This is a genomic window from Aestuarium zhoushanense, from assembly GCF_056431045.1.
Genome location: NZ_JBWKMA010000012.1, coordinates 1 through 25,668, shown reverse-complemented (window position 1 = coordinate 25,668; position 25,668 = coordinate 1). Strand labels below are relative to the sequence as shown.

Annotated in this window: 25 protein-coding genes and 1 tRNA gene; 10 read left to right on the top strand and 16 right to left on the bottom strand. The window is 57.3% G+C overall.

All coding sequences use genetic code 11. From position 1 onward, the window contains the following. Nucleotides 1-64 precede the first annotated feature (64 nt). Nucleotides 65-841: an enoyl-CoA hydratase-related protein gene (locus AC07ED_RS04720; protein ID WP_105234897.1), complete on the top strand. Its 777-nt coding sequence runs from the start codon at nt 65-67 to the stop codon at nt 839-841. Nucleotides 842-916: 75 nt separating this feature from the next. Here AC07ED_RS04720 and AC07ED_RS04715 read toward each other — a convergent pair whose 3' ends face one another. Continuing rightward, nucleotides 917-2,212 (bottom strand): citrate synthase, encoded by a 1,296-nt coding sequence (locus AC07ED_RS04715; RefSeq protein ID WP_105234898.1) that lies wholly within the window; start codon nt 2,210-2,212, stop codon nt 917-919. A gap of 91 nt (nt 2,213-2,303) precedes the next feature. Continuing rightward, nucleotides 2,304-3,707, bottom strand: coding sequence for a glutamate--tRNA ligase (gltX, locus tag AC07ED_RS04710; protein WP_105234899.1), 1,404 nt, complete (start codon nt 3,705-3,707; stop codon nt 2,304-2,306). A 24-nt stretch (nt 3,708-3,731) separates the two neighbouring features. Here gltX and AC07ED_RS04705 point away from each other — a divergent pair, with 24 nt between their 5' ends. Further along, nucleotides 3,732-5,810: a ComEC/Rec2 family competence protein gene (locus AC07ED_RS04705; protein WP_245918137.1), complete on the top strand. Its 2,079-nt coding sequence runs from the start codon at nt 3,732-3,734 to the stop codon at nt 5,808-5,810. On the opposite strand, the gene lexA is transcribed toward AC07ED_RS04705, so the two are convergent. The 6 genes from lexA to AC07ED_RS04675 form a co-directional block, all read right to left on the bottom strand. Next, nucleotides 5,804-6,496, bottom strand: coding sequence for a transcriptional repressor LexA (lexA, locus tag AC07ED_RS04700; protein ID WP_105234901.1), 693 nt, complete (start codon nt 6,494-6,496; stop codon nt 5,804-5,806). The genes AC07ED_RS04705 and lexA overlap by 7 nt on opposite strands. An 84-nt stretch (nt 6,497-6,580) precedes the next feature. Continuing rightward, complete coding sequence (locus AC07ED_RS04695; RefSeq protein WP_105234902.1) at nt 6,581-7,753, bottom strand: molybdopterin molybdotransferase MoeA; 1,173 nt, start codon at nt 7,751-7,753, stop codon at nt 6,581-6,583. Then, nucleotides 7,750-8,223 (bottom strand): cyclic pyranopterin monophosphate synthase MoaC, encoded by a 474-nt coding sequence (gene moaC, locus AC07ED_RS04690; protein ID WP_105234903.1) that lies wholly within the window; start codon nt 8,221-8,223, stop codon nt 7,750-7,752. The genes AC07ED_RS04695 and moaC overlap by 4 nt, the downstream gene beginning before the upstream one ends. Then, complete coding sequence (trpC, locus tag AC07ED_RS04685) at nt 8,223-9,029, bottom strand: indole-3-glycerol phosphate synthase TrpC (RefSeq protein WP_105234904.1); 807 nt, start codon at nt 9,027-9,029, stop codon at nt 8,223-8,225. Before trpC ends, moaC begins: the two co-directional genes overlap by 1 nt. Nucleotides 9,030-9,032: 3 nt before the next feature. Then, entirely contained in the window at nt 9,033-10,049 is a 1,017-nt protein-coding gene (gene trpD / locus AC07ED_RS04680) for an anthranilate phosphoribosyltransferase (RefSeq protein ID WP_105234905.1), read from the bottom strand. Next, on the bottom strand, nt 10,046-10,633 hold the full coding sequence (locus AC07ED_RS04675) for an aminodeoxychorismate/anthranilate synthase component II (protein ID WP_105234906.1): 588 nt from the start codon (nt 10,631-10,633) through the stop codon (nt 10,046-10,048). The genes trpD and AC07ED_RS04675 overlap by 4 nt, the downstream gene beginning before the upstream one ends. Nucleotides 10,634-10,886: 253 nt before the next feature. Between AC07ED_RS04675 and AC07ED_RS04670 the strand changes: the two genes are divergently transcribed. From AC07ED_RS04670 to AC07ED_RS04655, 4 genes are all read left to right on the top strand, one after another. Beyond that, complete coding sequence (locus tag AC07ED_RS04670) at nt 10,887-12,170, top strand: divergent polysaccharide deacetylase family protein (protein ID WP_158664500.1); 1,284 nt, start codon at nt 10,887-10,889, stop codon at nt 12,168-12,170. A 54-nt stretch (nt 12,171-12,224) separates the two neighbouring features. Then, nucleotides 12,225-12,656, top strand: coding sequence for a ribose 5-phosphate isomerase B (rpiB, locus tag AC07ED_RS04665; RefSeq protein WP_074038990.1), 432 nt, complete (start codon nt 12,225-12,227; stop codon nt 12,654-12,656). Between the two features lie 99 nt (nt 12,657-12,755). Further along, complete coding sequence (locus AC07ED_RS04660) at nt 12,756-13,007, top strand: ECs_2282 family putative zinc-binding protein (RefSeq protein WP_478241889.1); 252 nt, start codon at nt 12,756-12,758, stop codon at nt 13,005-13,007. Next, nucleotides 12,992-13,444, top strand: coding sequence for a hypothetical protein (locus tag AC07ED_RS04655; RefSeq protein ID WP_158664501.1), 453 nt, complete (start codon nt 12,992-12,994; stop codon nt 13,442-13,444). Before AC07ED_RS04660 ends, AC07ED_RS04655 begins: the two co-directional genes overlap by 16 nt. Nucleotides 13,445-13,477: 33 nt before the next feature. On the opposite strand, the gene trpE is transcribed toward AC07ED_RS04655, so the two are convergent. The 5 genes from trpE to fabI form a co-directional block, all read right to left on the bottom strand. After that, complete coding sequence (trpE, locus tag AC07ED_RS04650) at nt 13,478-14,989, bottom strand: anthranilate synthase component I (protein WP_105234908.1); 1,512 nt, start codon at nt 14,987-14,989, stop codon at nt 13,478-13,480. A gap of 12 nt (nt 14,990-15,001) precedes the next feature. Further along, nucleotides 15,002-16,843: a peptidylprolyl isomerase gene (locus AC07ED_RS04645; RefSeq protein ID WP_105234909.1), complete on the bottom strand. Its 1,842-nt coding sequence runs from the start codon at nt 16,841-16,843 to the stop codon at nt 15,002-15,004. Nucleotides 16,844-17,070: 227 nt separating this feature from the next. Then, nucleotides 17,071-17,583: a xanthine phosphoribosyltransferase gene (gene gpt / locus AC07ED_RS04640; protein ID WP_105234910.1), complete on the bottom strand. Its 513-nt coding sequence runs from the start codon at nt 17,581-17,583 to the stop codon at nt 17,071-17,073. Nucleotides 17,584-17,595: 12 nt separating this feature from the next. Then, nucleotides 17,596-18,210, bottom strand: a complete 615-nt coding sequence (locus AC07ED_RS04635; RefSeq protein ID WP_105234911.1) for a LysE family translocator — start codon at nt 18,208-18,210, stop codon at nt 17,596-17,598. A gap of 3 nt (nt 18,211-18,213) precedes the next feature. Beyond that, complete coding sequence (gene fabI / locus AC07ED_RS04630; protein WP_105234912.1) at nt 18,214-19,020, bottom strand: enoyl-ACP reductase FabI; 807 nt, start codon at nt 19,018-19,020, stop codon at nt 18,214-18,216. Between the two features lie 148 nt (nt 19,021-19,168). Between fabI and pdxH the strand changes: the two genes are divergently transcribed. The 4 genes from pdxH to AC07ED_RS04610 all read left to right on the top strand — a co-directional run bounded on the left by pdxH (nt 19,169) and on the right by AC07ED_RS04610 (nt 21,001). Continuing rightward, entirely contained in the window at nt 19,169-19,774 is a 606-nt protein-coding gene (pdxH, locus tag AC07ED_RS04625; protein WP_067545481.1) for a pyridoxamine 5'-phosphate oxidase, read from the top strand. 104 nt (nt 19,775-19,878) lie between these two features. Continuing rightward, nucleotides 19,879-20,412: a cold-shock protein gene (locus tag AC07ED_RS04620; protein ID WP_105236336.1), complete on the top strand. Its 534-nt coding sequence runs from the start codon at nt 19,879-19,881 to the stop codon at nt 20,410-20,412. 8 nt (nt 20,413-20,420) lie between these two features. Beyond that, nucleotides 20,421-20,867, top strand: a complete 447-nt coding sequence (locus AC07ED_RS04615) for a DUF192 domain-containing protein (protein WP_245918139.1) — start codon at nt 20,421-20,423, stop codon at nt 20,865-20,867. A gap of 57 nt (nt 20,868-20,924) precedes the next feature. Further along, nucleotides 20,925-21,001, top strand: a tRNA-Pro gene (locus tag AC07ED_RS04610). A gap of 331 nt (nt 21,002-21,332) precedes the next feature. Here the strand turns inward: AC07ED_RS04610 and AC07ED_RS04605 are convergent. The 3 genes from AC07ED_RS04605 to AC07ED_RS04595 all read right to left on the bottom strand — a co-directional run. Continuing rightward, a complete protein-coding gene (locus tag AC07ED_RS04605) occupies nt 21,333-23,156 on the bottom strand; it encodes a TniQ family protein (protein ID WP_105234913.1) in 1,824 nt (607 codons plus the stop codon). 367 nt (nt 23,157-23,523) lie between these two features. Beyond that, nucleotides 23,524-25,341: an ATP-dependent nuclease gene (locus tag AC07ED_RS04600; RefSeq protein ID WP_105234914.1), complete on the bottom strand. Its 1,818-nt coding sequence runs from the start codon at nt 25,339-25,341 to the stop codon at nt 23,524-23,526. Nucleotides 25,342-25,453: 112 nt separating this feature from the next. Then, nucleotides 25,454-25,668: hypothetical protein (locus AC07ED_RS04595; protein WP_478241886.1), on the bottom strand; the 215-nt coding region annotated here is incomplete at its 5' end.

The following is a 25,668-nucleotide window of genomic DNA, read 5'->3' as shown; positions in this document are numbered from 1 at the left end:
CACGGTTTTGCTTTTCTGTAACTCGGGCATTGCTAGTCTCTGCCCGAGACACAGAGGAGCCCTCATGGATTATTCCGCCATCACGCTGGACATCACCGACAATATCGCGGTGATCACCCTGAACCGCCCTGACAAAATGAACGCCCTGAACGCGCAGATGCGTGCAGAGGTCACCCATGCGATTAAGGACGCTGAAACCCGTGCGCGGGTGATCGTGCTGACCGGCGCTGGGGCTGCGTTCTGTTCGGGTCAAGATCTGGGCGACGGTGGCAATGCGGCGAACCTCGACCTCGCGCGGGTGCTGCGCGACGAATATGTGCCGATGCTGAACGCGATGTATGACTGCCCTGTGCCTGTGATCGCTGCGGTGAACGGCGGTGCTGTTGGGGCAGGGGCGAACCTTGCGCTCGGCGCGGACGTGGTGATCGCCTCTGACACCTCGTATTTCATGCAGGCGTTTTCAAAGATCGCGTTGATCCCCGATGCGGGCGGCACATGGTTCCTGCCGCGTCAGGTCGGCATGGCCAAGGCGATGGGCATGGCGATGTTTGCGGATAAGATCACAGCGCAGCAGGCCTCTGACTGGGGCATGATCTATGAAGCGGTGCCTGCGGAGGGGTTTGAAGCGCATTGGCGTGCCCGTGCGGCGCACCTCGCCAATGGTCCGACCGAGACCTACCGCCACCTGAAAGAAGCACTACGGGCGAGCCAGTCTAACACGCTGGCGGAGCAGTTGGATGTTGAGGCACGGCTGCAGGGCAAATGCGGTAAGACCCGCGATTTCCGCGAGGGCGTTGTGGCCTTCCTCGAAAAGCGTCCCGCGAAATTCGAAGGGCGTTAACGAAAAACGGGCCGTCCTGTGGCGGCCCGATCGTCATATAAAAAAGGCCACCCGATTGGGTGGCCTTTTGTGTTCTTAGCGTTCTTCGACTGGAACGTATTTGCGCTGCGTTTCGCCGAGGAACAACTGACGCGGACGGCCAATTTTCATCTGCGGATCGCCCAGCTGTTCTTTCCACTGCGAAATCCAACCAACGGTGCGCGACAGCGCAAAGATCGGTGTGAACATCGATGTCGGGAAGCCCATCGCTTCGAGGATGATGCCCGAGTAGAAGTCGACGTTCGGGAACAGTTTCTTCTCTTTGAAGTAAGGGTCGTTCAGAGCGATGTGCTCGAGTTCCTTAGCAACCTGCAAGAGCGGGTTGTTTTCAACGCCGAGGAGTTCCAGAACTTCGTCTGCGGACTGTTTCATAACGGTCGCGCGCGGGTCCATGTTTTTGTAAACGCGGTGGCCAAAGCCCATCAGACGGAACGGATCGTTCTTGTCTTTTGCGCGAGCGATGAACTCAGGAATGCGGTCAACGGTGCCGATTTCCTTGAGCATTTCGAGACATGCTTGGTTTGCGCCGCCGTGTGCCGGACCCCAGAGACATGCGATGCCTGCTGCGATACATGCGAACGGGTTTGCGCCCGAGGACGACGCCAGACGCACGGTCGAGGTCGATGCGTTCTGTTCGTGGTCAGCGTGCAGGGTAAAGATACGGTCCATTGCGCGTGCAAGGATCGGGTCGACCTTGTATTCTTCCGCAGGCACAGAGAAGCACATGTGGATGAAGTTTGCAGCGTAGTCGAGGTCGTTGCGCGGATATACGAACGGCTGACCGATCGAGTATTTATAGGCCATCGCAGCGATGGTCGGCATTTTCGCGATCAGGCGGTGCGACGCGATTTCACGCTGACGTTCGTCGTTCACATCGGTCGAGTCGTGGTAAAACGCGGACATCGCACCAACAACGCCTACCATGGTCGCCATCGGGTGGCTGTCACGACGGAAGCCACGGAAGAACATGTGCATCTGTTCGTGGATCATCGTGTGACGGGTGATCGTGGTTTCGAACTCTTCCAGTTCTTCTTTCGACGGGAGGTTACCGTAGAGCAGGAGGTAGCACACTTCGAGGTAGTGCGAATTCTCGGCCAGATCCTCGATCGAGTAGCCGCGGTGCTGCAGTTCACCTTTGTCACCGTCGATGTAGGTGATGGTGGAATCGCACGACGCGGTCGATGTGAAGCCTGGATCGTAGGTGAACACACCTGCCTGACCATAGAGCTTACGGATGTCGATGACGTCCGGACCTTGGCTCGGCGACAAGATCGGCAGCTCGTAAGAGGTTCCGTCGATTGTCAGTGTGGCGTTTCTTGTGTTCTCGGCCATTCTCTTTCCCCTGTTTAGGAGCTCGGCGCGCGTGTCGCGCCGAGACGTTGGTCGTAATCCCAGTATATAACGACGTAATGTAAACGTCGTGTTAGGCGGTCACGTCTTTCAGACGTGCAACAGTTTCGTCCCGCCCCAGGACAAGCATCATATCAAAAACACTAGGGGTTACTGCGCGGCCTGCGAGAACCGACCGAAGCGGCGCGGCAAGTTTGCCCAGCTTCGTGTCGTTTGCTTCTGCGACTGCTGCGACGATCCCCTCCAGAGTGTCTCGATCCCAGCTAGCATTTTGCAACTGCGGCGTCAATTCTGACAGTATACCACGGGATACAGGATCGAGTGCCTTTTCCGCTTTCTCGTCCATCTCTAGTGGGCGCGAGGCCATGATAAAGTGTGCTTTTTCAAGGAGTTCTGGGAAAGTCTTAGCCCGTTCCTTGAGGCAATACATACCTCGCGTCATTGCGTCGCGTTGGTCGTCTGTCAGCGGGTTTGCCCCTGTGGAGGCCAAAAATGCTTCGAGTTCATGCAGCAGTGCGGCATCGTTAGCGTTAGCAATGTGCTGGCCGCAGAGGTTTTCGAGTTTCTTGAAATCGAAGCGTGACGGGGATTTGCCGATTCCATTGAAATCGAACCATTCCATAGCCTGAGCATCAGTAAAGAATTCGTCGTCGCCGTGGCTCCACCCCAGACGGGCGAGGTAGTTGCGCATACCAGCGGCGGGGTAACCCATCGTCTGATATTCATCGACGCCCGTTGCACCATGGCGTTTCGACAGTTTCTTACCATCAGGGCCAAAGATCAGCGGGATGTGCGCGTAGACGGGCAGCGGCCAGCCCATGGCGGTATAGACCAGCATTTGACGCGCCGCGTTGTTGAGGTGGTCGTCGCCGCGGATCACGTGGGTGACGCCCATATCGTGGTCATCGACCACAACGGCGAGCATGTAGGTCGGTGTGCCGTCCGAACGCAGAACGATCATATCGTCGAGCTGATCGTTGCGGATGGTCACGTCGCCTTGGACCTGATCGTGGATCACGGTGGTGCCCTCAAGCGGAGCCTTCACACGGATCACGTAGGGCAAGTCAGGGTGAGTGGACGGATCAGCGTCACGCCATGGGCTGCGGTAGAGGGTCGATTTGCCCTCGGCCTTGGCCGCATCGCGGAAGGCCTGAATTTCGTCTTGGGTCGCGAAACATTTGTAGGCGTGACCAGAGGCCAGCATTTCATGCGCAACCTCAGCGTGGCGGTCCGCGCGTTCAAACTGGCTGATCGCCTCGCCATCATAGTCTAGGCCGAGCCACTCCATCCCCTTGAGGATCGCCTCGGTCGCTTCGGGTGTAGAGCGTTCACGGTCGGTGTCTTCGATCCGCAGCAGGAATTTCCCACCCCGTCCACGGGCATAGAGCCAGCTGAACAGCGCAGTGCGGGCGGTTCCGATATGCATGTATCCGGTCGGAGACGGCGCGATGCGGGTGACGACGGGCGTTTGGGACATGGGCAATTTAACCTTTCGCTAACCATGGTCGGCTCAAGTGAAGGGGATATAGGCCGGACGGGGGCAGGACAAGTGCGCGTGATGGGATGGGTGAGGGCAAACCTCGCGTTACAGCGTGGACATTCCGTGAACTGGGTGCCTGTCTGTCTGGGCATGGGCGTCGCGGGATATTTCGCGGGGGTGGCTGAGCCGAGCGTGGTTCACTGGGCGATGGTTTGCGGCGGGATCGTTCTGTCGGTGCTTTGCGCTGTGGTCTGGCGGTCGATGCGCGTTGTGTGGATAGGTATTGCGCTGATTTTGTTCGGCTTTCTGATCGCAGGCGTTCGGGCGAATGCGGTTGCTGCCCCGCAATTGGGGTTCCGCTACTACGGCCCGATAGAGGGGCGTATCGTGCAAATCGACCGATCCCAGTCCGATGCGGTGCGTTTGACGCTCGATCATGTGGTGTTGGAGAACCTCGCGCCCGCCCGAACGCCCGCCCGTGTCAGGGTGTCGCTGCATGGTCAACAGGGATGGATTGATCCCGTGCCGGGTCTGGTTGTGATCCTCACGGGGCACCTGTCGCCGCCCTCTGGTCCGGTCGAGCCGGGGGGATTCGATTTCCGCCTCTCAGCATGGTTCGATCAGTTGGGGGCGGTCGGTTACACGCGGACGCCCGTTTTGGCGCTGGATGACGACCCGAGCGGGCTGGGTATTGATGTGCTGCGCATGAGGGTTGGCGACCATATCCGAACGCGGCTCGAAGGCGATAGCGGTGCTTTTGCGGCGGCGATCCTCACGGGCGATAGGTCGTCCATTGATGCAGAGGTCGTTGAAGGTCTAAGGGCCACAAACCTCGCGCATTTGTTGGCGATTTCAGGGCTGCATATGGGGCTGCTGACGGGGGTGGTTTTTGCCGCGATCCGCATGGGGGCGGCTTTGTTTCCTGCTGTGGCGTTGCGTCTGCCCGTGAAGAAAATCGCAGCCGTGGCGGCGCTCTGCGTTGGGGCATTCTATTTGCTGCTGTCAGGTCGGGCGGTCGCGACAGAACGGGCGTTCATCATGATCGCAGTGATGTTTGTGGCGGTGCTTCTCGACCGTCGGGCCGTGACGCTGCGGGCGGTGGCCTTTGCCGCGACCATCGTGATCGTTACCCGACCAGAGGAAATCGCTGGTCCCGGTTTCCAGATGTCCTTTGCCGCAACCACCGCATTGGTCGCAGTGTTCGGAGCCTTACGTGGGCGCGGATATTTACTACCAAGGGCCTTGCGCGGTGTCGGCGCGGTGTTCCTGTCGTCCTTGGTCGCGGGGCTGGCAACGGCGCCGTTCTCAGCCGCGCACTTTAACCAATTTTCCCACTATGGGTTGATCGCGAACCTGATGGCGGTGCCCGTGATGGGGATCGTCGTCATGCCAGCGGTGGTGTTGGCAGTCGTTTTGACGCCGCTCGGGTTCGACTGGATCGGGTTGTGGCTGATGGAGCAGGGGATCGGTTGGATCCTATGGGTGTCCGCAACGGTGGCAGGGTGGCCTAATGCGGTTGGGTTTGTGGTCAGCCCGCCGCCTATTGTCCTGCCGTTGTTGGCGTTGGGGGCGATTTTTACGGTGCTTTGGCAGGGACGCTGGCGGTGGTTTGGGATCGTGCCAGTGGTGGTCAGTTTGGCACTGTGGTCGGGGGGCGAACGACCAGCCTTGCTGATCTCGGACACGGGCGGGTTGTTGGGCGTAATGGTGGACAACGGGCGGAGCCTATCGCGCGGGACGGGCGATAGCTTTGCGGCCGAGGCATGGTTGCGCGGTGATGGGGATGGGGCGACCCAAGAGGGGGCGGCGGTGCGAGGTGGGTTTGATGTGGTCGGGCGGACTTATCGAACCGAGGTCGCTGGGTGGGAAGTGCTGTTGGTGCGAGGCAAAACCGCGCTCGACCAGTTAGAGGGTTGCGATGGGGCCGATATTGTTGTGACGAACCAACGTGATCAGGTGGAGCGACCTTGTGAGGAGTTTGATCTAGAGAGGCTCCAGCACGTCGGGTCCGTGGCGATTATGCCTGATAGAGATATAAAAACCGCCCGACAGGTGACTGGCGAGCGGCTTTGGAATTCTGGTGGTGGAGGTCGTCAGTAAGTGCGGATCAAACCGACGAGACGGCCCTGAACCTTGACCTGATGGTCGTGCAGGATGCGGGTTTCATAGGCAGGGTTTGCTGCCTCTAGCGCGATCATTCCGTTCTGACGGCGGAACTTTTTCAGCGTGGCTTCGGCGTCCTCGACCAGAGCGACCACGATGTCACCGTTTGATGCGGTCTGGGTTTCGCGGATGATCACGATGTCACCGTCATTGATGCCCGCGTCGATCATCGAGTCACCCTTAACCTCGAGCGCGTAATGTTCGCCTTGGCCAATCATGCTCTGCGGGACGGCGACGTTGTGGGAAATCTCTTGGATCGCGGCAATCGGCACACCAGCGGCGATGCGACCCATGACAGGCAGTTCAAGAGCGCCCACGCTTTCCACCGATTTCGCGGCCGGCGGGATGCTGTCGGGACGGTCGCCATCAATCACGCGCGGTTGGAAACCGCCCGATTTTTTCGCCAGTGCGTCAGGCAAACGCGTGATCTCCAGCGCACGGGCACGGTGGGCGAGGCGGGTGATATACCCGCGTTCCTCTAGCCCTGTGATCAGGCGGTGAATGCCCGATTTAGACCGAAGACCAAGTTCCTCTTTCATCTCGTCAAAAGACGGTGGAACGCCCTCTTTCTGAACGCGAGCGTGAATGAATTCGAGTAGTTGGAGCTGTTTCTTTGTCAGCATGGCTCGTCCCCAATGGCAGCGAATGTTCGCATAGGTTTTGCCATTGTTCTACATGTGTTCTCGTTTTGTGTCAACGGGAACCTGTCAGAGGGCGATGACATCGACCATCTCGCCTGCCTTGCGGGGCGGATCATTGGGCGGACGCACGATCAGGCAGTTGGACTGCACGAGGATCGACAAAAGAGAGCTGTCTTGGGACCTCGCCGCCGTGACCGCGCCGTTTTTCAGCGTGCCGCGTTCGTAGTGTTCGCGCGGGCCGTTTTTGCCGATGTCGGCGGCAAGTCGGGCAGGGGTGGTCTCTGGTAGAACATCGGACAGGCCCTGTAATTTGCGGACCAAAGGGATCAGGAACATGATCCCGCAGACGATGGCAGAGACGGGGTTTCCAGGTAGGCCGAGATAAGGCCGGCCCTGAAAATCGCCTGCGATCAGTGGTTTACCGGGGCGCATGGCGATTTTGTAGAAGGATCGGTTGAGGCCCAATTCGCCGCCGATCTTACCCACGAGGTCATAGTCGCCAACCGATGCGCCGCCGATTGTCACGGCCACATCGTATTGGAATAGATCGGTCATCGCTGCACGCAACCCGTCCTCGGTGTCGGGCGCGATGGGGAGGATGATGCCCTCACCGCCTGCATCCTCGACCATCGCCTTGAGCGCATAGACGTTCGACGCGATGATCTGGTCATTGGACGGGGTCTGCCCCGGCATCACCAATTCGTCCCCCGTGGCGAGGAAGGCCACACGTGGTTTGCGCGATACCGTCACCGTCGGCACATTCATCGCCGCCAAAAGCGCAAGGTCCGCAGATTTCAAACGGCGCGGGGCCGAGAGGGTGAAATCGGCCGCGAAATCGACGCCGAGTGGACGGATATTCGGCCCGTCGCCAAGGTTCGGCTGGATCGTGATCGTGTCACCGTCGCGGAGGATGTCCTCTTGGATCACCACATGGTCTGCGCCCTCTGGCACAGGGGCGCCCGTGAAAATCCGAACGGCCTGACCCGCCTCTAATGTGTGGTTCCAACCATGCCCCGCAGCGGATTCACCCACAACGGTAAAGCTCGCGCCGATCCGAACCTCTGCGTCCCGAACGGCATAACCATCCATCGCCGCCGACCGAAACGGAGGCTGCGCCCGCGTCGTCGCCGCAGGCACCACCATCACCCGCCCGTTTGCATCCGCCAAAGCCACCTCTTCGGTCGCCATCGGCGGTGCGAGAGCCAGACAAAGCGATTGTGCCTCAGCGACAGAGATCATGCCTCATAACGCCCTGATTTGCCGCCGTCTTTTAGGGTGACTTTGATGCCGCCGATGACCATGTCTTTTTGCACGGCTTTGACCATGTCGTGGACAGTAAGGGCGGCGGTGGAGACGGCGGTGAGAGCTTCCATTTCGACGCCCGTTTGGCCAGTGGTTTTGACCGTGGCGGAAATGCGGATACCGGGGAGGTCGGCGTCGGGGGTGAGATCGACGGCGACTTTGGTGATCGGCAGGGGGTGGCAGAGCGGGATCAGGTCAGAAGTCTTTTTCGCGCCCATGATCCCAGCGAGGCGGGCGATGCCCAGAACGTCACCCTTTTCGGCGCGTCCCTCAACTACGAGGGCGAGGGTTTCGGCGGACATGGTGATGAACCCTTCGGCCACGGCGATGCGGGATGTCACGGCTTTGTCCGAGACATCGACCATATGCGCCTTACCGCTGTCGTCGAAATGGGTGAGGCCAGACATCACATACCCCCCGAACGGAGCGGATTGGCGAGGAGGGTGCGGGTGGCCTCTTCGACGTTGTCCTGACGCATCAGGCTTTCGCCAATGAGGAAGGTCCGCGCACCATAGCGTGCCATATCGGCGAGGTCGGCAGGGGTGAACAGGCCGCTTTCGCAGACGATTGTGCGATCCTCGGGCACCATGCGCGCAAGGGTGCGGGTGGTGTCGAGGGTTGTCTCAAAGGTTTTGAGGTTGCGGTTGTTGATCCCCATCAGCGGCGATTTCAAACGGCTCGCGCGTTCAAGCTCTTCGGCATCGTGCACTTCGAGGAGGACATCCATGCCCCAGTGGAACGCGGCATCCTCTAGCTCTGCGGCCTGCGTGTCAGAGACAGAGGCGAGGATGATCAGGATACAGTCGGCGCCCAACGCACGGGCTTCGGCCACCTGATAGGTGTCATACATAAAGTCCTTGCGGAGGGCAGGCAGGCTGGTCGCCTCGCGTGCGGCGACGAGGTATTCGTCGGCACCTTGGAACGACGGGCCGTCGGTCAGGACGGACAGACAGGTCGCGCCGCCAGCCTCGTAAGCTTGGGCCAATGCGGGTGGGTTGAAATCGGCGCGGATCAGGCCCTTGGACGGGCTGGCTTTTTTCACTTCAGCGATCAAGCCATAGCCCGTGCGGGTTGCCTCAAGTAGACGATCGGCAAAGCCACGGGTGGGCGATGCGTTGCGGGCGCGTTCCTCAATCACAGAGAGCGGGGTGGCCTGTTTGCAGGCCGCGATGTGTTCGAGCTTGTAGGCCTTGATTTTATCTAGGACGTGCATGGATCAGGCCTCTTGGGTAACTTTGGACAGCATTTTAATTGCGGCCATGGCGCGGCCAGATGCAATGCTTTCTATTGCGATTTCAACGCCTTCGGTGAGGGAGTTCGCGCGATCTGCGACGACCAGTGCGGCGGCTGCGTTCAACAGAACCGCGTCACGGTAGGCACCTTCAGCGCCCTCCATCAGGGCCAAAAGCGCCTTGGCGTTTTCTTCGGGCGTGCCGCCGAGGATGTCGGCGAGTTTGTGAACGGGCAGGCCTGCGTCCTCTGGGTGAATCTCGCGACCCGTGACCTCACCGTTTTCGAGGGCGGCAACAGAGGTTGCGCCGGTGATCGAAATTTCGTCCATGCCGTCGTGACCGTGGACCAGCCATGCTTTTTCCGAACCGAGTTCTTGGAGCGTTTCGGCCATCGGGAAAATCAGGTCAGGGGCAAAGGCGCCTGTGAGCTGGCGTTTTACGCCCGCAGGGTTGGTGAGCGGGCCGAGGATGTTAAAGATCGTTTTGCAGCCGAGTTCCTGACGGACGGGCATCACGTGTTTCATCGCGGGGTGGTGCATCGGGGCCATCATAAAGGCGATGTTGGCCTCTTGCAGGCCGCGTTCAACGATCTCCGAGCCGACCATGACGTTGATGCCAAGTTGCCCCAGCGCATCCGCCGCGCCCGATTTGGACGAGACATTACGGTTGCCGTGTTTCGCTACGGGCTGACCAGCGCCAGCCACAACAAATGCGGTCGCGGTCGAGATGTTCAGCGTGCCGAGGCCATCGCCGCCCGTTCCAACGATATCCATCGCACCTTCGGGGGCTTTGACGGGGATGCATTTCGACCGCATCGACGCCGCCGCTGCCGCATATTCCGCAACTGATTCACCGCGTGCCCGCATTGCCATCAAAAGACCTGCGATCTGGGCTGGGGTGGCATCGCCGTTAAAGAGGATGTCGAACGCCTGACGCGCTTGGGATTTCGACAGCGGACCTTCGGAGGCTGCGTAGATCAGCGGCTTCATTGCGTCGCTCATGCGGTCACCTTCATCTTTGCGATATCGAGGAAGTTCTGAAGTAGTTTGTGCCCGTGTTCGGACGCGATGCTTTCAGGGTGGAATTGCACGCCTTGGATCGGCAGTTCACGGTGCTGCAGACCCATGATGGTGCCGTCCTCGAGCCACGATGTGACCTCTAGGCAATCGGGCAGGGTTTCGCGTTCCACAACGAGGGAATGATAGCGGGTCGCCTCGAACGGGTTCGGGAGGTCCGCGAAAACACCCTTATTATTATGGTGCATCGTGCCCATTTTGCCGTGCACGATTTCGTGGCAGCGCACAACTTTGCCGCCGAACGCCTCGCCAATGGTTTGGTGACCGAGGCAGACGCCCATCAGCGGTGTCTTTGTTTCTGCCGCCGCCGTTGTCAGTGCAAGGCAGATCCCCGCCTGAGCAGGATCGCAGGGGCCAGGGGACAGTAGGATCGCTTCGGGGTTCATGCCCATCGCGTCCTGAACGGTGAGGGCGTCATTGCGTTTGACGACAACATCCGCGCCCAATTCGCCCAAGTAATGGACTAGGTTGTAGGTGAAGCTGTCGTAGTTATCGATCAAGAGCAACATGGTAGGCCCAACAAGCATTTAGGGGTTTTGCCGACCGTAAAGGTGGCGGTATAGTCGGCGCATACATGATCCTGTATGAGAGGGACCGTCAAGGTCCGCAGGGGAATTTACCGGACTGGGGCGTCACGGGGGCAGATAGGTGTTACGAGGATTACTTTCAGGCGTTGGTGTAGGCGCATTGGTTGCAGGTGCAGGGCTATCGGTGGTGTCACTGTTGGCCCCATTGCCCGTACCATCGACGCCTCCTGTCGGGGTGGAAACTCAGTCCGCGGAGATTGAGCCTGTCGCGGTCGAGGTGGAAAGCCCGACCTTGGCTGTTGATGCGGCGACGGGCATCCAGATCGAAGCGCCTGATATGTCACCCGGTGTCGCGATGGAGATCACCGAACCGACGCCGCCGATTGCGGATACGACACCTGCTGATCGTCCTGATCCAATTGAAATTGCAGGCGATATGGCCGTGCCAGAGGCGGAACAATCCGCGGGCGTTGAGGCCACGACCGATGCGCCTGTTCTGCAGTCGCCAATGGTTGCACAGCCTGAAATGCCATCAGGTGAGGCCGATATCGTGGTCAGCACCCAGCCCGCGATTGAAGTGATCGTGGTGCCAGAGGAAGAGCCAGCGCCTGTTGAGGACGCGCCCGTTGTGACGGATGTCGCGCCTGAGATGGTGGTGCCGGACGTGGTGGTGCCCGAGGTGGTTGCGCCTGAGCCAGAACCCACGCCTGAACCCGAGGCACCAATCGTTAATGCGGCCCCTGTGCCCGGTCGCTCTGGTGAACCCGCGAGCGTGATGCCGTCGAGCGATAGCGCCGTTGTGATCCGTCGCCCCACAACCGAAACTGAGGCGCCCGTGGTCGAGGTCAGCACCAACGCGCTCCTCGATTATTCGGCCTATTTCGCGAACCCCGACGATCTGCCGCTGATGTCGTTTGTTGTGATTGATGACGGGGCTTTGCCGAACGGGCCATTGCTGCTCTCTGCTGTGCCGTTCCCCGTGACGGTCGCGATTGCTGTCTCTGACCCTGATGCGGCATCGAAATCGGCGGCTTACCGCGCGGTGGGCTATGAGGTTGCGGCGATCCTGACCTTGCCTGCCAACGCCACGGCCCCTGATGCGGCTCAAGTGATGGAAGCCACCTTTGCCACCATGCCAGAGGCTGCGATGGTGCTCGATATGGGGGACGCAGGCCTGCAATCGAACCGTCAAGCGACCGAGGCCGTGATGGCCCGCCTTGCGGCCGATGGGCGTGGGTTCATCACGGCGGCGAGTGGCCTGAACGCGGCGATCCGTGCGGCTGAGGGCGCAGATGTGCCCGTTGCCACGGTCGAACGTGATCTGGATAGCAACGACCAAACCGCCGCCGTCATCCGCCGCTTTATCGACCGTTCCGCGTTTCAGGCGCGGCAAACCAGCGGCGTTGTGCTGATCTCGCGTCTGCGGGCGGAAACGCTCAGCGCGCTGACGCTTTGGTCGACGGCAAATAGGGCGGGGCAGGTCGCTTTGGCCCCTGTTTCGGCGATTTTAAAGGACTAACGGGCGGGCCTTCGGGCTATCTCCCAGACGAAACCCACTACAAACGGAACCACCATGACACGTATCGTCCTCTCTAGCGACCACGCCGCAATCGAGCTGCGTCAGGCCATCGCAGCCCACATCACCGCCAAAGGCTATGAGGCCGTCGACATCGGCCCGACTGAGAACGTCAGCACTCATTACCCCGTCCACGGCAAAGCCGCGGCAGAGCGTGTGGCTTCGGGCGATTGCGATCTGGGCATTATCCTCTGCGGCACGGGCCAAGGCATCATGATGGCCGCGAACAAAGTCAAAGGCATCCGTTGCGGTGTCTGCTCTGACCAGTTTTCGGCTGCGATGATCCGTCAGCACAACAACGCCAACATCCTCTCGATCGGTGCCCGCGTTGTGGGCGAAGGTCTGGCTCTGGCCATCGTTGATGCCTTCCTCGACGCCGAATTCGAAGGCGGCCGCCACGCCACCCGCGTGGACATGATCGAAGAGTAAGAGAGTTAAGCGCAGGGGGCTGAGGGGTTTCCTGCGCGGTTCCTTGACGCCTGTTTTGGCGCTTTATAGTCTACCTTAGATTGTTTTTGCGAGGTAGAAATGAGTAAACATAGTGATCTGCAGATCAAGTTGAGGTGCTCAACTTGTGGCCATGATCAATGTAAAGGTCCAGATGAGGACCAGACCTACACTTGCCAAATGTGCGGTCGACGTTTCTTGTATGAGGAACTCGTCGAAGCAAACGGCGAAGAAATCTCTGAAGAAAAGTCGAAGGTATCTAGGGAAGTGCGAGATAATCTCGTGGCTCAGTTAAAGTCTTCATTCAAGAAAGCTGGATGGAAAATAACTTGAAAGAAATGTTCATTTTTAATCCCGAGGTTGGTTACGAACTACTATTTACGATATTTGCGGCACTGATTTCTTTGTCCTATTGGGGCTGGCGGACTTACCAAAATTGGCGGTGTAATAAAAAATCGGTGAAGGAAGATTTAAGAGCCAATTTAAATGCGAACCTGTTTCGAAGTGGAAAATATACCCACCGTTTGAGAGTTTTTAACTCTGGAAATGGTTCAGCCAGCAATGTTCGTTTGGAGATTAAAGAAGGAGCTTCATTGTTTGCGACATCAGAAATTAAAAAACGGCTTCCGTTACCGATGTTAGCTCAATATCAAAAAATAGATTTTACCATACATGCGTCATTAAATTCCTCGCGTAGGATCCATCTAAAGATTTTATGGGATGATGGCGCTGGCGAAAATAATGAAATTGAGCGTTGGCTAGATTTCTAACAAAAAACCCCGCTTGCGCGGGGTTCTTTTTTCTCAGTTATTTCCCGATCCCGTGAACCGCGTTGCGTCCTCGGCGGCTTTGCGGATGGCGTTCGATTTGTGGACGGTTTCCATGTATTCGGCGTGGGGGTCGCTGTCGTAGACAACGCCGCCGCCGGCTTGGATGTAGAGCTTCTCGTCCTTGAGGACCGCAGTCCGTAGGGCGATGCACATGTCCATGTCGCCGTTCGCGCTGAAGTAGCCACAGCCGCCGCCATAGACGCCGCGCTTTTCGGGTTCCAGCTCGTCGATGATCTCCATCGCGCGGACCTTGGGCGCACCAGAGACGGTGCCCGCAGGCATCCCCGCAAAGAAGGCAGAGAGTGCGTCTTGGTCCTCGGCCAGTTCACCGACCACGTTTGATACGATGTGCATCACGTGGCTGTAGCGTTCGATGATGAACTGTTCGGTCGGGCGGACGGTGCCGATCTTGGAGACTTTGCCCGTGTCGTTGCGGCCAAGGTCAAGGAGCATGAGATGCTCTGCCAGTTCCTTTTTGTCGGCCAAGAGGTCGAGTTCGTTCGCCTTGTCCTCTTCGGGCGTGGCGCCACGGGGGCGGGTGCCTGCGATGGGGCGAATGGTGACCTCATTGCCGAACACACGAACGAGGATTTCAGGCGAGGCGCCGATGACCTGAAACCCGCCGAAGTTAAAGAAGAACATGAACGGCGAGGGGTTCGTGCGGCGCAGAGAACGGTAGAGCGCAAAGGGTGGCTCGCGGAACTCTTGGGTCCAGCGTTGAGCTGGCACGACCTGAAAGATGTCGCCCGCGCGGATGTAGTCTTTGGCCTTTTCGACCGCAGCCATATAGCCGTCTTTGGTAAAGTTCGACGTGGCAGGGGCAGCCTCATGCGCGGTGCGGAATTCGCGGCTGTCGACGGGGACAGGGCGATCCAAGGCGCGTTGGGCTTCTTTGACGCGTTCGGCGGCTTGGGCAAAGGCAGCCTTGGCCGAGAGGCCAGAGTTCGCCCATGCAGGTGCCACGAGGATCACGTCGCCCTTAACACCGTCGAGGACAGCCACGACCGAGGGGCGCAGCATCATCGCGTCGGGCAGGCCGATGGGATCAGGGTTCACGTCGGGCAGGTGTTCGACCAAACGGATCATATCGTAGCCGAGGTAGCCAAAGAGGCCAGCCGCAGCGCCAGGCAGATCGTCAGGCAGATCAATCTTCGATTCCGCGATCAGGTTGCGCAGCGATGTGAGCGGATCGGCCTCTTCTTCGACAAAGGCGTCGTCATCATAGCGGGCCGCGCGGTTGACGCGGGCCGTGGTGCCGTCACAGCGCCAGATCAGATCAGGGTTCATGCCAACGATAGAGTAGCGACCACGAACTTCGCCGCCAGTCACACTTTCCAGCATGAAGGCATCTTTGCCCGCGCCGGAGAGTTTGAGCATGAGGGACACAGGCGTATCGAGGTCAGCGGCCAGACGAGTGTAGACGATCTGGTTTTCACCAGCGTCATAGCCACGTTGGAAGCTCTCGAAATCTGGGCTGAGGGCCATAGTGCGGTTCCCTTATTGGATCTGAGCGTGGACCGCGTTCACGGCCTCGCGCACAACATTGATGTCGGTCTCACCGCGCAGGGTGTTGAGCGTAATCTGCATCGCGTCTTGAGCCACACCGTTCGACAGCTGCGCCGCGAAACGATCACGCAGGGCGATCACATCGGGGTCCTCAAGGTTCGGTGCGTTCACGGCATCGACACGGGCCAGCACCGCACCGCCGTCGTAGGGCAGGGCAAAGCCTTTGCCAGCTTCGGTTTCGAATACGCGCGCCATGAAACCTTCGGGAGTGTAGTCGAGGAAGGTCTGACGGGTTACGTCAACGTCGATGGTTGGTGCGAGGCCAAACTCACCGAACTGCGAACCGTTGGAGAGGGCGGTTGCCATCTCTTCGGCTTTGGCGAGGATCGCGGCTTGGGTGGTGTCGCGTGTCCATCCAGCGGTCACCTCATCGATAACGTCCTCAAGCGGCTGAAGAGCAGGCTCTTGGATCGTTTCGACGCGCAGCGCAAAGATGCCACCGTCAGACATTTCGATCAGTTCAGGATAGGCACCGATCTGCGCCACGGCAGCGGCCTGACGGAATTCAGGGTAAGCGGCCATGCCGTCGGTCGAGGCGACTGTCCAGTCAATCGAGCCAAGCTCCATCTGGGTTTGGTCAGCAAGGTCTTCAACGCGGGCACCGCCAGCGATCAGGTCAGCTATCTGTTCGGCGACATCGCCAATCACGCGGCGGGCGCGGTCACGGCCCAGTTCAGCGCGGAGTTCGTCAGCGGCAACTTCAAACGGGATCGATTCCGCTTCGAGCACGGCGTTGATGCGGAACAGCGAGGGCCCGATCAGCGAGGGCAGTGGGCCAACAACGTCGCCCGAGGCAGCCGCGAAAACAGCAGCGCCCGCTTCGGCAAGTTGCACCTGATCCACATCACCGAGGTCAACGTCGTCAAGCGTCAGGCCACGGTCCGCAACGAGTTGGTCAAAGTCGGTTTCGCCAGCGGTAATCGCGTCCATAGCGGCTTGGGCAGAGGCGTCATCCGCAAAGCCGAGACGTTCGACCAAGCGACGCTCTGGGCTATTATAGTCGGCGGTGCGTTGCGCATAAAGATCACGAAGCGATGTTTCGTCCACCTCTATCGTCGGCAGCAGCATGTCGGGTGTCAGGGCCGCATAAACGATGGATTTGGTTTCGAGCGTGGTGAAATCGGCAGGGTGACCTTCGTGGTAGGCAGCGAGGTCTTCGTCGGTCGGGGCAGGGATCGCATCGGTCAGAGCGGCGTCAGTGACCTGAACCCAAGTGATGTCACGGCGTTCTGCGGCATAGTTCACGATCGCATCGATGTAGCCAGCGGGAACGGTGTAGCCAGCGGTCAGGCTGATCTGTAGCGCGGTCGCGGCCATTTCATCGCGGAGCGCTTGTTCATAGTCGCTTTCGCGGGTGCCCATGCGGGACAGGATATCGCGGTAGGCTTCGCGGTCGAAGGTGCCCGACAGGCCCTGGAAGTTCGGGTTAGAGGTCACGCGGTCGCGCAGACGTTGGTCGCCAACAGACACGCCCATGAGAGAGGCTTCGTTCTCGAACAGGCGCATGTTGATCATGTCGTTCAGCACCTGTTGGTCGATGCCGAGCGATTGTGCTTGGGTGAAGCTGAGCGGTTGACCGACTTGACCCGAGAAGGTGTCGATGCCGCGACGCAGTTCGAGTGCATATTGGTTCAGGGTGATTTCTTTGTCACCGACTGTTGCGAGGGTGTTTGTCCGACCCGACAGGTTCGTCGTGCCAAAGCCCACAAGGCTGAAGAACAAAAGGCCCAAGATGACCCAGACGCCCAATTTTGTCTTCTTTTCGCGTGCCATCTGCGGCCCCCCTGAAACTGATCTCTTCACCCTGTCAAACAAGGCCTGCAATGAATAGGCGGGCGGGCGATAAGGTGCAAGCGGGGACCCACGGGAAACCGCCACGGGACGCGGTTTTTTGAATTGGCGTGGAAATCTGGGAAAATGTATACTTTTGTATAAAAATGGCGCGAAAGTATAGTATTTCGCGCCAAAAAATGTTCGAATTGTTAGATTTTATCCGATGATTAATCGGTGCCGCGATAGGGCTGAACGTATTGCAGCGCCATATCCCAAGGGAAGAAAATCCACGTATCTTGGCTGACTTCGGTGATGAAGGTGTCCACTTGCGGGCGGCCTTTGGGCTTTGCGTAGACGGTGGCGAAGTGGGCGTTGGGATACATTTCGCGGACGAGTTCGAGCGTTTTACCGCTGTCCACGAGGTCGTCTATGACGAGGATACCCGTGCCGTCACCCATGATCTCTGCGTCGGGTGCCTTGAGCACTTGAGCCGAGGATTGGTTCTGGTGGTTGTAGGATTTGACGCTGATGGTGTCGATGGTGCGGACATCCAATTCGCGGGCGATGATCATCGCGGGGGCCATGCCGCCACGGGTGATCGCCACGATGGCTTTCCACGATCCATCTTCTGCCGGACCTTGGCCGTCCAGACGCCATGCCAGCGCGCGGCTGTCACGGTGGATTTGGTCCCAAGACACATGGAACCCTTTTTCGTGGGGCAGAAGATCGTTCTTTGCCATTTGGTCAGTCCTTTACGTCAGGGCGATTTTCAGGCCGAGCAGGGCAAGGAGCCCGCCGAACATCCGGTCAACACCGGCCTTTAGTCGCAAATAGGCAGCACGCGCGCGGGGCAGAGAAAAGACCCGAGCAACGATGATATACCAGAGTGTTTCATTGGCGAAAACAGCCGCAAGTATGGCAAGACGCCACGGCAAGGGCGTGTCATGCGGCACGAGGCCGACAAAGACCGCGCCAAAGAACACGGCGGGCTTTGGGTTTGAGGCAAATGTCAGGAATCCGTAACGCATCGCAGAAACGGCAGAGCGGGGGGCGGCGCCCGGTGTCGGCTCGGCCAGCGGCTCGCTGGCGTGTTTCCACATGTTGTAGGCTATCCAAAAGAGGAACGCGGCACCGACCATTTTGAGGCCGATGAACAACGAGGGGAGAATTTCAAAGAGAAGGGCGAGGCCAGCCATTGCGGCCGTGGCCCAGAGGATCGCACCGAGCCCGAACCCAAGGGCGAGGGCGGTTGCCACCTTGAACCCGTCCGAGGCTGCGGTGCGCACAGCGACGACAAAACTGGGTCCAGGGGAAATCGCCGCCGCAAGGTGGATCAGAACGATCGACAGAAATGCGGCGGCGGTCATGTTTTACTCTTTGTTCATGTCAGGCGCGTCGACGGCTTTCATGCCGACAACGTGGTAGCCTGCGTCAACGTGGTGGGTTTCGCCCGTCACGCCGGTTGAGAGGTCGGACAGAAGGTAGAGCGCGGATCCGCCCACTTCGTCGATCGACACGTTTTTGCGCAGCGGCGAGTTATATTCGTTCCATTTCAGGATGTAACGGAAGTCACCGATGCCCGATGCGGCCAGCGTTTTGATCGGACCCGCCGAGATCGCGTTGACGCGAATACGGTCTTTGCCCAGATCTTCGGCGAGGTAGCGCACAGACGCCTCGAGGCCTGCTTTGGCAACGCCCATGACGTTGTAGTGTGGCATGACGCGTTCTGCACCGTAGTAGGTGAGGGTGAGGCACGAACCACCGTCGGTCATCATCTTTGCTGCGCGCTGAACAACGGCGGTGAACGAATAGACAGAGATGTCCATCGTCATCAGGAAGTTTTCGCGGGTGGTGTCCACATAGCGGCCACGCAGTTCGTTTTTGTCCGAGAAACCGATGGCGTGGACGATAAAGTCCATCTTGCCCCATTTTTTCTCAAGCTCTGCGAAAAGCGCATCGACAGAGTCCATGTCGGACACGTCGCACGGCAGAACCGTGTCAGAGCCGAGCTGTTCAGCGAGCGGGCCAACCCGTTTCAGCAGCGCTTCGCCCTGATAGGAAAAGGCAAGTTCCGCACCAGCGTCTGCGAGTGCTTTGGCGATGCCCCAAGCTATTGATTTGTCATTGGCGAGGCCCATAATTAGACCGCGCTTGCCCTGCATGAGTTGCGACGACATTGTGTCCCCCTTGCCCCTTTCGCGTTATATCGCTTCGGTGTAGGCGATTGGACCAGTCGCTTCAAGCCTGTGTGAGACGCAACGTCACAGTTGTTGTATCAAAACGCGCTTGTTACGCGCGCCACCTTGTTGATGAGAAGAGGGTATCATGAGTGACCGCACTGGCATTTTCGCAGGCGACGATCCGTTCCAATTGGCGCGGGACTGGTTGGCTGAGGCCGAAAAAAGCGAGATCAATGACCCGAACGCTATCGCGCTGTCGACCGTGGACGCAGACGGTCTGCCGAATGCGCGTATGGTGCTTCTCAAAGAGATCGAGGACGACGCCTTTGTGTTCTACACGAACTACGGGAGCAAAAAGGCCCAAGAGCTAGAGGGGGCAGGGAAAGCTGCCTTTGTCATGCATTGGAAGTCCCTTCGTCGGCAAATCCGGGTGCGCGGAACCATCGAACGCGAGGACGGACCGCAGGCGGACGAATATTATCATTCGCGATCTCTCAAGAGCCGTTTGGGGGCATGGGCGTCGAAACAATCGCAACCTCTCGATAGTCGGGGCACTTTGATGGCCGAAGTGGCCGTTGTTACCGCTAAAGAGGGAATCAATCCGGCGCGCCCACCGTTTTGGGGTGGGTTCCGCATCACACCAGTCGAGATAGAGTTCTGGGCTGATGGCGCGTTTAGGTTGCATGATCGCTTTAGATGGACACGCGAAGGTGTAAACGCACCTTGGTCGGCGGTCCGTTTGTATCCCTAAGATGATCAAAATGCCGTTGGTGGGACTTGTTTCTTGCGAACAAAACAGGTCTGCTGACGCGGTGAAGCTGCGGCCGGATGGGGGCCCGCGGCGGGATTGAAAGTATGATGACTGACACAATAAATGAACGCCCTGTCAAAGGGCGTGTAAAATGGTTTGATCCTGGCAAAGGCTTTGGCTTTGTCGTGTCAAACGAAGGCGGCGCGGATATTTTGCTGCACGCAAACGTTCTACGCAATTTTGGGCAGAGTTCGGTGGCGGATGGATCGGATATTGATCTGCTCGTTCAAGAGACGGATCGTGGTCTTCAAGCAACCGAGGTTATCGCGATTTCACCACCTGAGTTGCCAGCTAACGGGAGTATGCTGGCGGATCTGGTGGATGTTGATCCTGAGGTTCTCGATAACACGCCGATTTTACCTGCTCGGGTTAAATGGTTCGACAAAGGTAAGGGATTTGGGTTTGCCAACGTCTTTGGTTCGTCCGAAGATATCTTTGTGCACATCGAAGTTCTGCGCCGGTCTGGCCTTGCCGACCTGCAACCAGGCGAAGCTATCGCCATGAAGAGCATCGACGGAAAGCGCGGGAAACTGGCGGTCGAGGTTCTGATTTGGGAAAGCATTCATCTAGACGATTAATATCGCTCGTGATTGCAGCGCTAGCCGCCGTGGCCCAACCGGCTGCGGCGGCTTGTTCTTTGGATAAGGTGTTGGTTCGGGGCGACTTTGGTCAGGCGCGGTTCACCGTAGAGGTGGCGGATACTGCGGACGAACGAGCCCAAGGGCTGATGAACGTGCCAGAGATGCCGACGATGACGGGGATGTTGTTCGTTTACGAACGCCCGCATCAGGTGGCGTTCTGGATGCACAACACACTGATTCCTCTTGATATGATTTTCGCAGATGAAACGGGTACGATTACCCGCATTCATCCCAATGCGATCCCGCTCGACCGGACGCCAATAGACGGTGGGGCACAGGTTCAGTACGTTTTAGAGATAAATGGCGGCCTTGCAGGGCGTTTAGGCATGGCTGAAGGCGATGTTTTGCAGCATCCATCGATCGGAGAAAACGCCGCTTTGCCATGTAACTAAGAAAAAGCACGCTTGGGGCTTTTCAATTCCGAAAAGCATCGCTAAACGGTGCGCAGTCGGGGCGTAGCGCAGCCTGGTAGCGCGACGGTTTTGGGTACCGTAGGTCGTAGGTTCGAATCCTATCGCCCCGACCACTTCATAAAATAGATGCCGATTAACCATAAGCGTGCAAATTCTGCCGTTTTCGTGCAAATTTGTGTCAAGCAGTTTCGTCAGCTTTCCACAGGTTTATTGGCAATTTGAAGATTCGACCGAGAGTGGGCGGCTCGGGGTTGATCGAGTGATGCCTTCGAGACAGGACCAATGGCTCTAAAATAAAGGCGCTTGGTCGACTCAGGCCGCTCACCCTGTTGCTTGGGGGCAGTCTTCCAATTGCGGATTCAGTCCGAACGCTGGCCGCCGTCGAGAATAAGCGATCGACGTTAGGTCAGGTCGATTAGAGACGGGGCACTTGTTGTGTGACCTTTAATTGGGATCGCAAATCTCTGTCGCAATGACCTTCTCGTATACTGCCCCAATGTCACGGCCTTCTGGACGCAATGGGTGTAGACCGGCCTTTTCGAGCTTTACTCGGTAGGAGCGTGAGGCTCCCCCAAACTTAGTTTGTAAGATTTTCGGTGTCGTGAAGGTCTTGTGGAAATTCTCAATGGCTTGTCGAGTTACAACCTCTTGGATCACGCCGGTTTTGGGGTTCCGATGTTTTTCAAGTTTGATGGTGCCTGTCGTAGACAGAGCTTTGAGATGTTGAGTTTCACGAATGCCAATCATTCGGCCGAACTCAGAGAGGCCGACCCATCCTTCGTCTGGGGTTTTAAAAAGATGGCCAAGAACGTCGCGCACTTCCGCAAGGTTCAATTGGAACCTCGAAAACCCTCGATCAGCAGGATCCAAATATAGCGGAAGTCTTCCGTCTGTGATTGCTTGAACCAGATCGGAGATCGATACGCCTGTTTTGGTCTGCGTCGAGAGTAACGATTGTGAGGGACCTTTGGCTGCTGTCTCGAGAACAGCTCTGGTTTCCAAGTCATCGATCAGAGAGGCGAGGCCATTGGGAACCCATCTGCGATGCAGCCGAGTGACGTTTGACTGGGCCGTTATGAGGCCGGCAGTGACCAGCGCGTCGAACTCTCTTGGTGAAAGACCATGACTTTTCCTAATTTGAGTTGCATCCACCCAGTGCTGCATTTGCTCAAGCAGGTCTGTGGCGTCCTTCACTTTGAAGAAGCGACGTGTGGCAACGCGCGGTACCGGCTTAATAAGACCAGCCTCTTCGAACACCAGAGCAAGGGTGTCGCTGGGAATTCCCCTCTCTCGCGCTGCGGTCTCAACTGAACAGACAACCCCATTTGCGACGGGTTTGCCGTAAACGATGTCGCCCTCATCGAATGGCCAGTTATTGATGGCGACCTCGCGAAGAACGTCTACAAATGGACCGAAGCAGGGGAGGTCGATCGAATTCACTGCTTTTGTGCGGTAGAACAGCCCTCCGAAAATACTCTTTAGCTCTTTGTTATGGCTTTCTTCTCTATCAATTTGGTCTTGTAGAGCGTCAACGAAGGATTCTTTACCCCCTTTGAGGATATTGAAACCTATTAAATGATGATCTGCTTTAATGTCGCCTTTGCTGACTGCTTTCCCCATCAGCCTGCAGAAAGTGGCCGCACTATAGATCGTCGCGTTTGACAGCCATGTCGTGTCGGTTCCAGTGCTCAATCTGTTGTCGAGCCATCTGTCATAGTCTGTGACATCGACTTGAGGAAGGTCGAGTTCTCCCTCAAGAATTTTGCCAATTTCAGGGCGCAGATTTTTGGGAATGTCTTCTCGATCGCGCTGAGATGTGGATTGCCATAGTGGCACCAAGGGATGCGAGTGTCGTGTGCAAACCCGAACCTCTCGAAAGCCCCAGTCGCCACGAAGGTAGGTATGGGACAGCGGGTCATTTTTGTTCTGTTTGGTGTCTTCGCGGAGGCACACTGGGCATCCTCGGACCCGACCTTGGTTCACAGCTCGAACAATGAAGTCTTCTCCGCGAAAGAGACAGTGGCCTGCCTCGGATGGTATTCCGCTCCACGAGATCATTTCTTTGATTTGATGATCCGCGAGCCCCGCAAAATCCCCTAATTGCGTCACAGCCAAGTGTTTAAATTTTAGGAAATCACCAAACGGAATGCCTAGGTCTGTCAGAAATTCACGAAAGCTGACCCCGTTCATGTGAGCGAAGCGCGACGTGAATGAGTGCAAGGTTTCTCTTGGTTGAGGATCGGGGTGCAGAGGTATTGGAGAGGTCATACAAGCGGTTACTTATGAATATTAAGTTAGTATGCGGTAGCAGACACAATGCGCAAGTAGGTCTGATTAAGGGGGTAATGGCCATATCGAGATGTAGTTGCTTTGCTCAAGGAGTGTGAACTTTTAGACTACATTTTCGTGATGAGGGTATCATGTGCGATTTGGCCCGAATTTTTTTGTTCACCCTTGATATCGCGGATGACTGGAACCGGCCCGAACTGGCCATTCACCCCACGGCAGACGAACGACTGCTATGTCTGTAACTTTTAAGAGAAACTGAAGATTGCGACCTTTTTCGTCAAACCCGACATGCTCATTGCTATGCCCCAACTTCCTGTTTACCTGGCCCACCTCCCGGTTGTTCTGCTTATTCTCCCTCTTGAAACAGGTAGGCCACAATTTCAGCTACCAAGGGCTCCATGAAGGGCATCAGAGCACCGAAATCATCATTGTTTTTGTTCGCGTAGTGCCTGGCCATCGACCCCTTGCCTGCCTGTTCGAACTCCTTCTTGACGAAGATCGCCCAGTCCTCATGCAAGTGATCATCCAATGTGGTCTCGGCGTTTACGATCTGGTTGTTAAGTTCGTTCGAGATCACACTGGGAACGTTCCTGGCTTTGAGATGCCCGCGATCGTCGGCCCAGACCCACGCTGCCTTGTCATATAGACATTCAAGAACAATCGGCACCCGGAACCCGGCCTGCAGCACTGGGATCAGATGCGGTGGCGTTGGCAGCTTGAAGCACTTCGCCGACTTGATATTGTCGGGGATATCGTTCCACTTTTTGAGGGCGGTCTTCGCTTCTGGGTCGAGGTCAAGCAGGCCCGCTGCCTTGGGTAGTTCTGGATGGTGCTTTGCACGGCTCCGCCATGAATGAAGCATGTCGATCACATAGTTGATGCCAGCCCCGACTTTGGTTTCAACATCGATTTCGGCAACCCTTTCAGCCGCAAAAACTTTCAGGGCCTTGTCGATGATAAGTTTGTCGGAATCGCCTTCGACAAAGATTTTCCGACGGTTGGCCAAGGCAAGCTGTTCCACGTCGGCTCGGGCTTGTTCCTGGCGTCGGACCCTGTCTTCCAACTCCGTCACCATAGGTGCGAACAAGGCCGTGGTTCCCATCCGATCATCAAGATCGCCAAGCTCAGTGGCCTGTTTGGTTCCAACCTCATCCGCCTCTCGAAAGATGTGGTGGCAGGAAATCCGGCTCTCACCCTCTTCCTGTTTGCGGTGCAGGTTGTAGAACACTGGGGAATGCGTGGTCAGGAATACCTGTGAGACACCATGGTCAATGAAGTCCCAAAACTGATCGGCGAGCTCAACGCAGCTGGACAATTCCAGATTGTTTTCCGGCTCTTCGTATCCCCAGATGAACGTGTGTGGTTGGGCTCCCCGACCATGAAGACCGCGCTTCTTGTCTGCCATGAATTTGAGGATCAGGGGAATATGTCGAGCCTTGATCCCGTCGCCCCGAGCATCAAGCGAAATGTCCTGACCTTCGCTCAGAAAATCGAGGCTTTCGAAAATATGACTGAGGTTCTTGGGTAGTGCCAAGCGGGATCTGAACCCTAGAGACGCCGTAATCTGTTGCGTTAGGTCTTCAAGTTGGTGGGAAATCGATTGTTCGAAGTCTTGGCTTGAGTTCCGGAATTCCCTGTCCGCCACCTCGGCAATGATGTCGTAGATACTTGCACGGAGTTCCGAAAAGTACTCCAAGTCCTTTATCGCAGGGACATAGACGAAATTGATGTTTCGCAATAGTGCATGAGCGTTGGACTTTTGAGGAATTTCCACTGTTTCGAGTTTGGTGCCACCGCGTGGACCAGCCACCTGCCGCCGCCCAGAGTATTCATCATGAACCAACCCTTCGGACCGCCAGCGGCGCTCCCAAACGACGAAGTCGCCGTTCGTGGCCTTGTACGTCTGCGGCATCTTGATTTCGAGCGTGATGGAGATTTCTTTTGCACGCTTTTTAGGGTTGTTGAAAACGCTGTGATCCACGTCGAAATTGAGGACACTGTCGGGCATTGTCCGGCCATTGAAGAACAGGTTAAGGGCCCTGAGGACGTTCGACTTGCCTGAGTCGTTCTTGCCTACCAAAACGGCCAATTTACCTGTTGACAGCGACAGGTTCCGGGCCGAGCGGAAGTTCCGAATGTCGATCTTGGTGATATGGAGGTTCATTTATCTTCTAATAGATCTAACAATTTACCTCAATCAGGTTGCTCGACATTCGGCCTATACGCAAGCCTAAGTTGTCCATGGGTTCAGTGTCGACAATTCATGGGCCAGAACGTCACTGGCTACAGTCCGTTAAGCTGTATGCAGCAAAATCGACAACACCCAAAGCGGTCGTTGGTACAATTTGCAGCGAAGGACCGCTTCCCGCCGATGCTGTTGAAAAAGTCTTTGTTGCAGCGCGGCAAGTCCTTTGATTCACTCGAATATGAGGGGATTGGAGGATTTCGTCATGATGGGCACCCAAACGGCACCGGCGCAGCTGTTCTATGA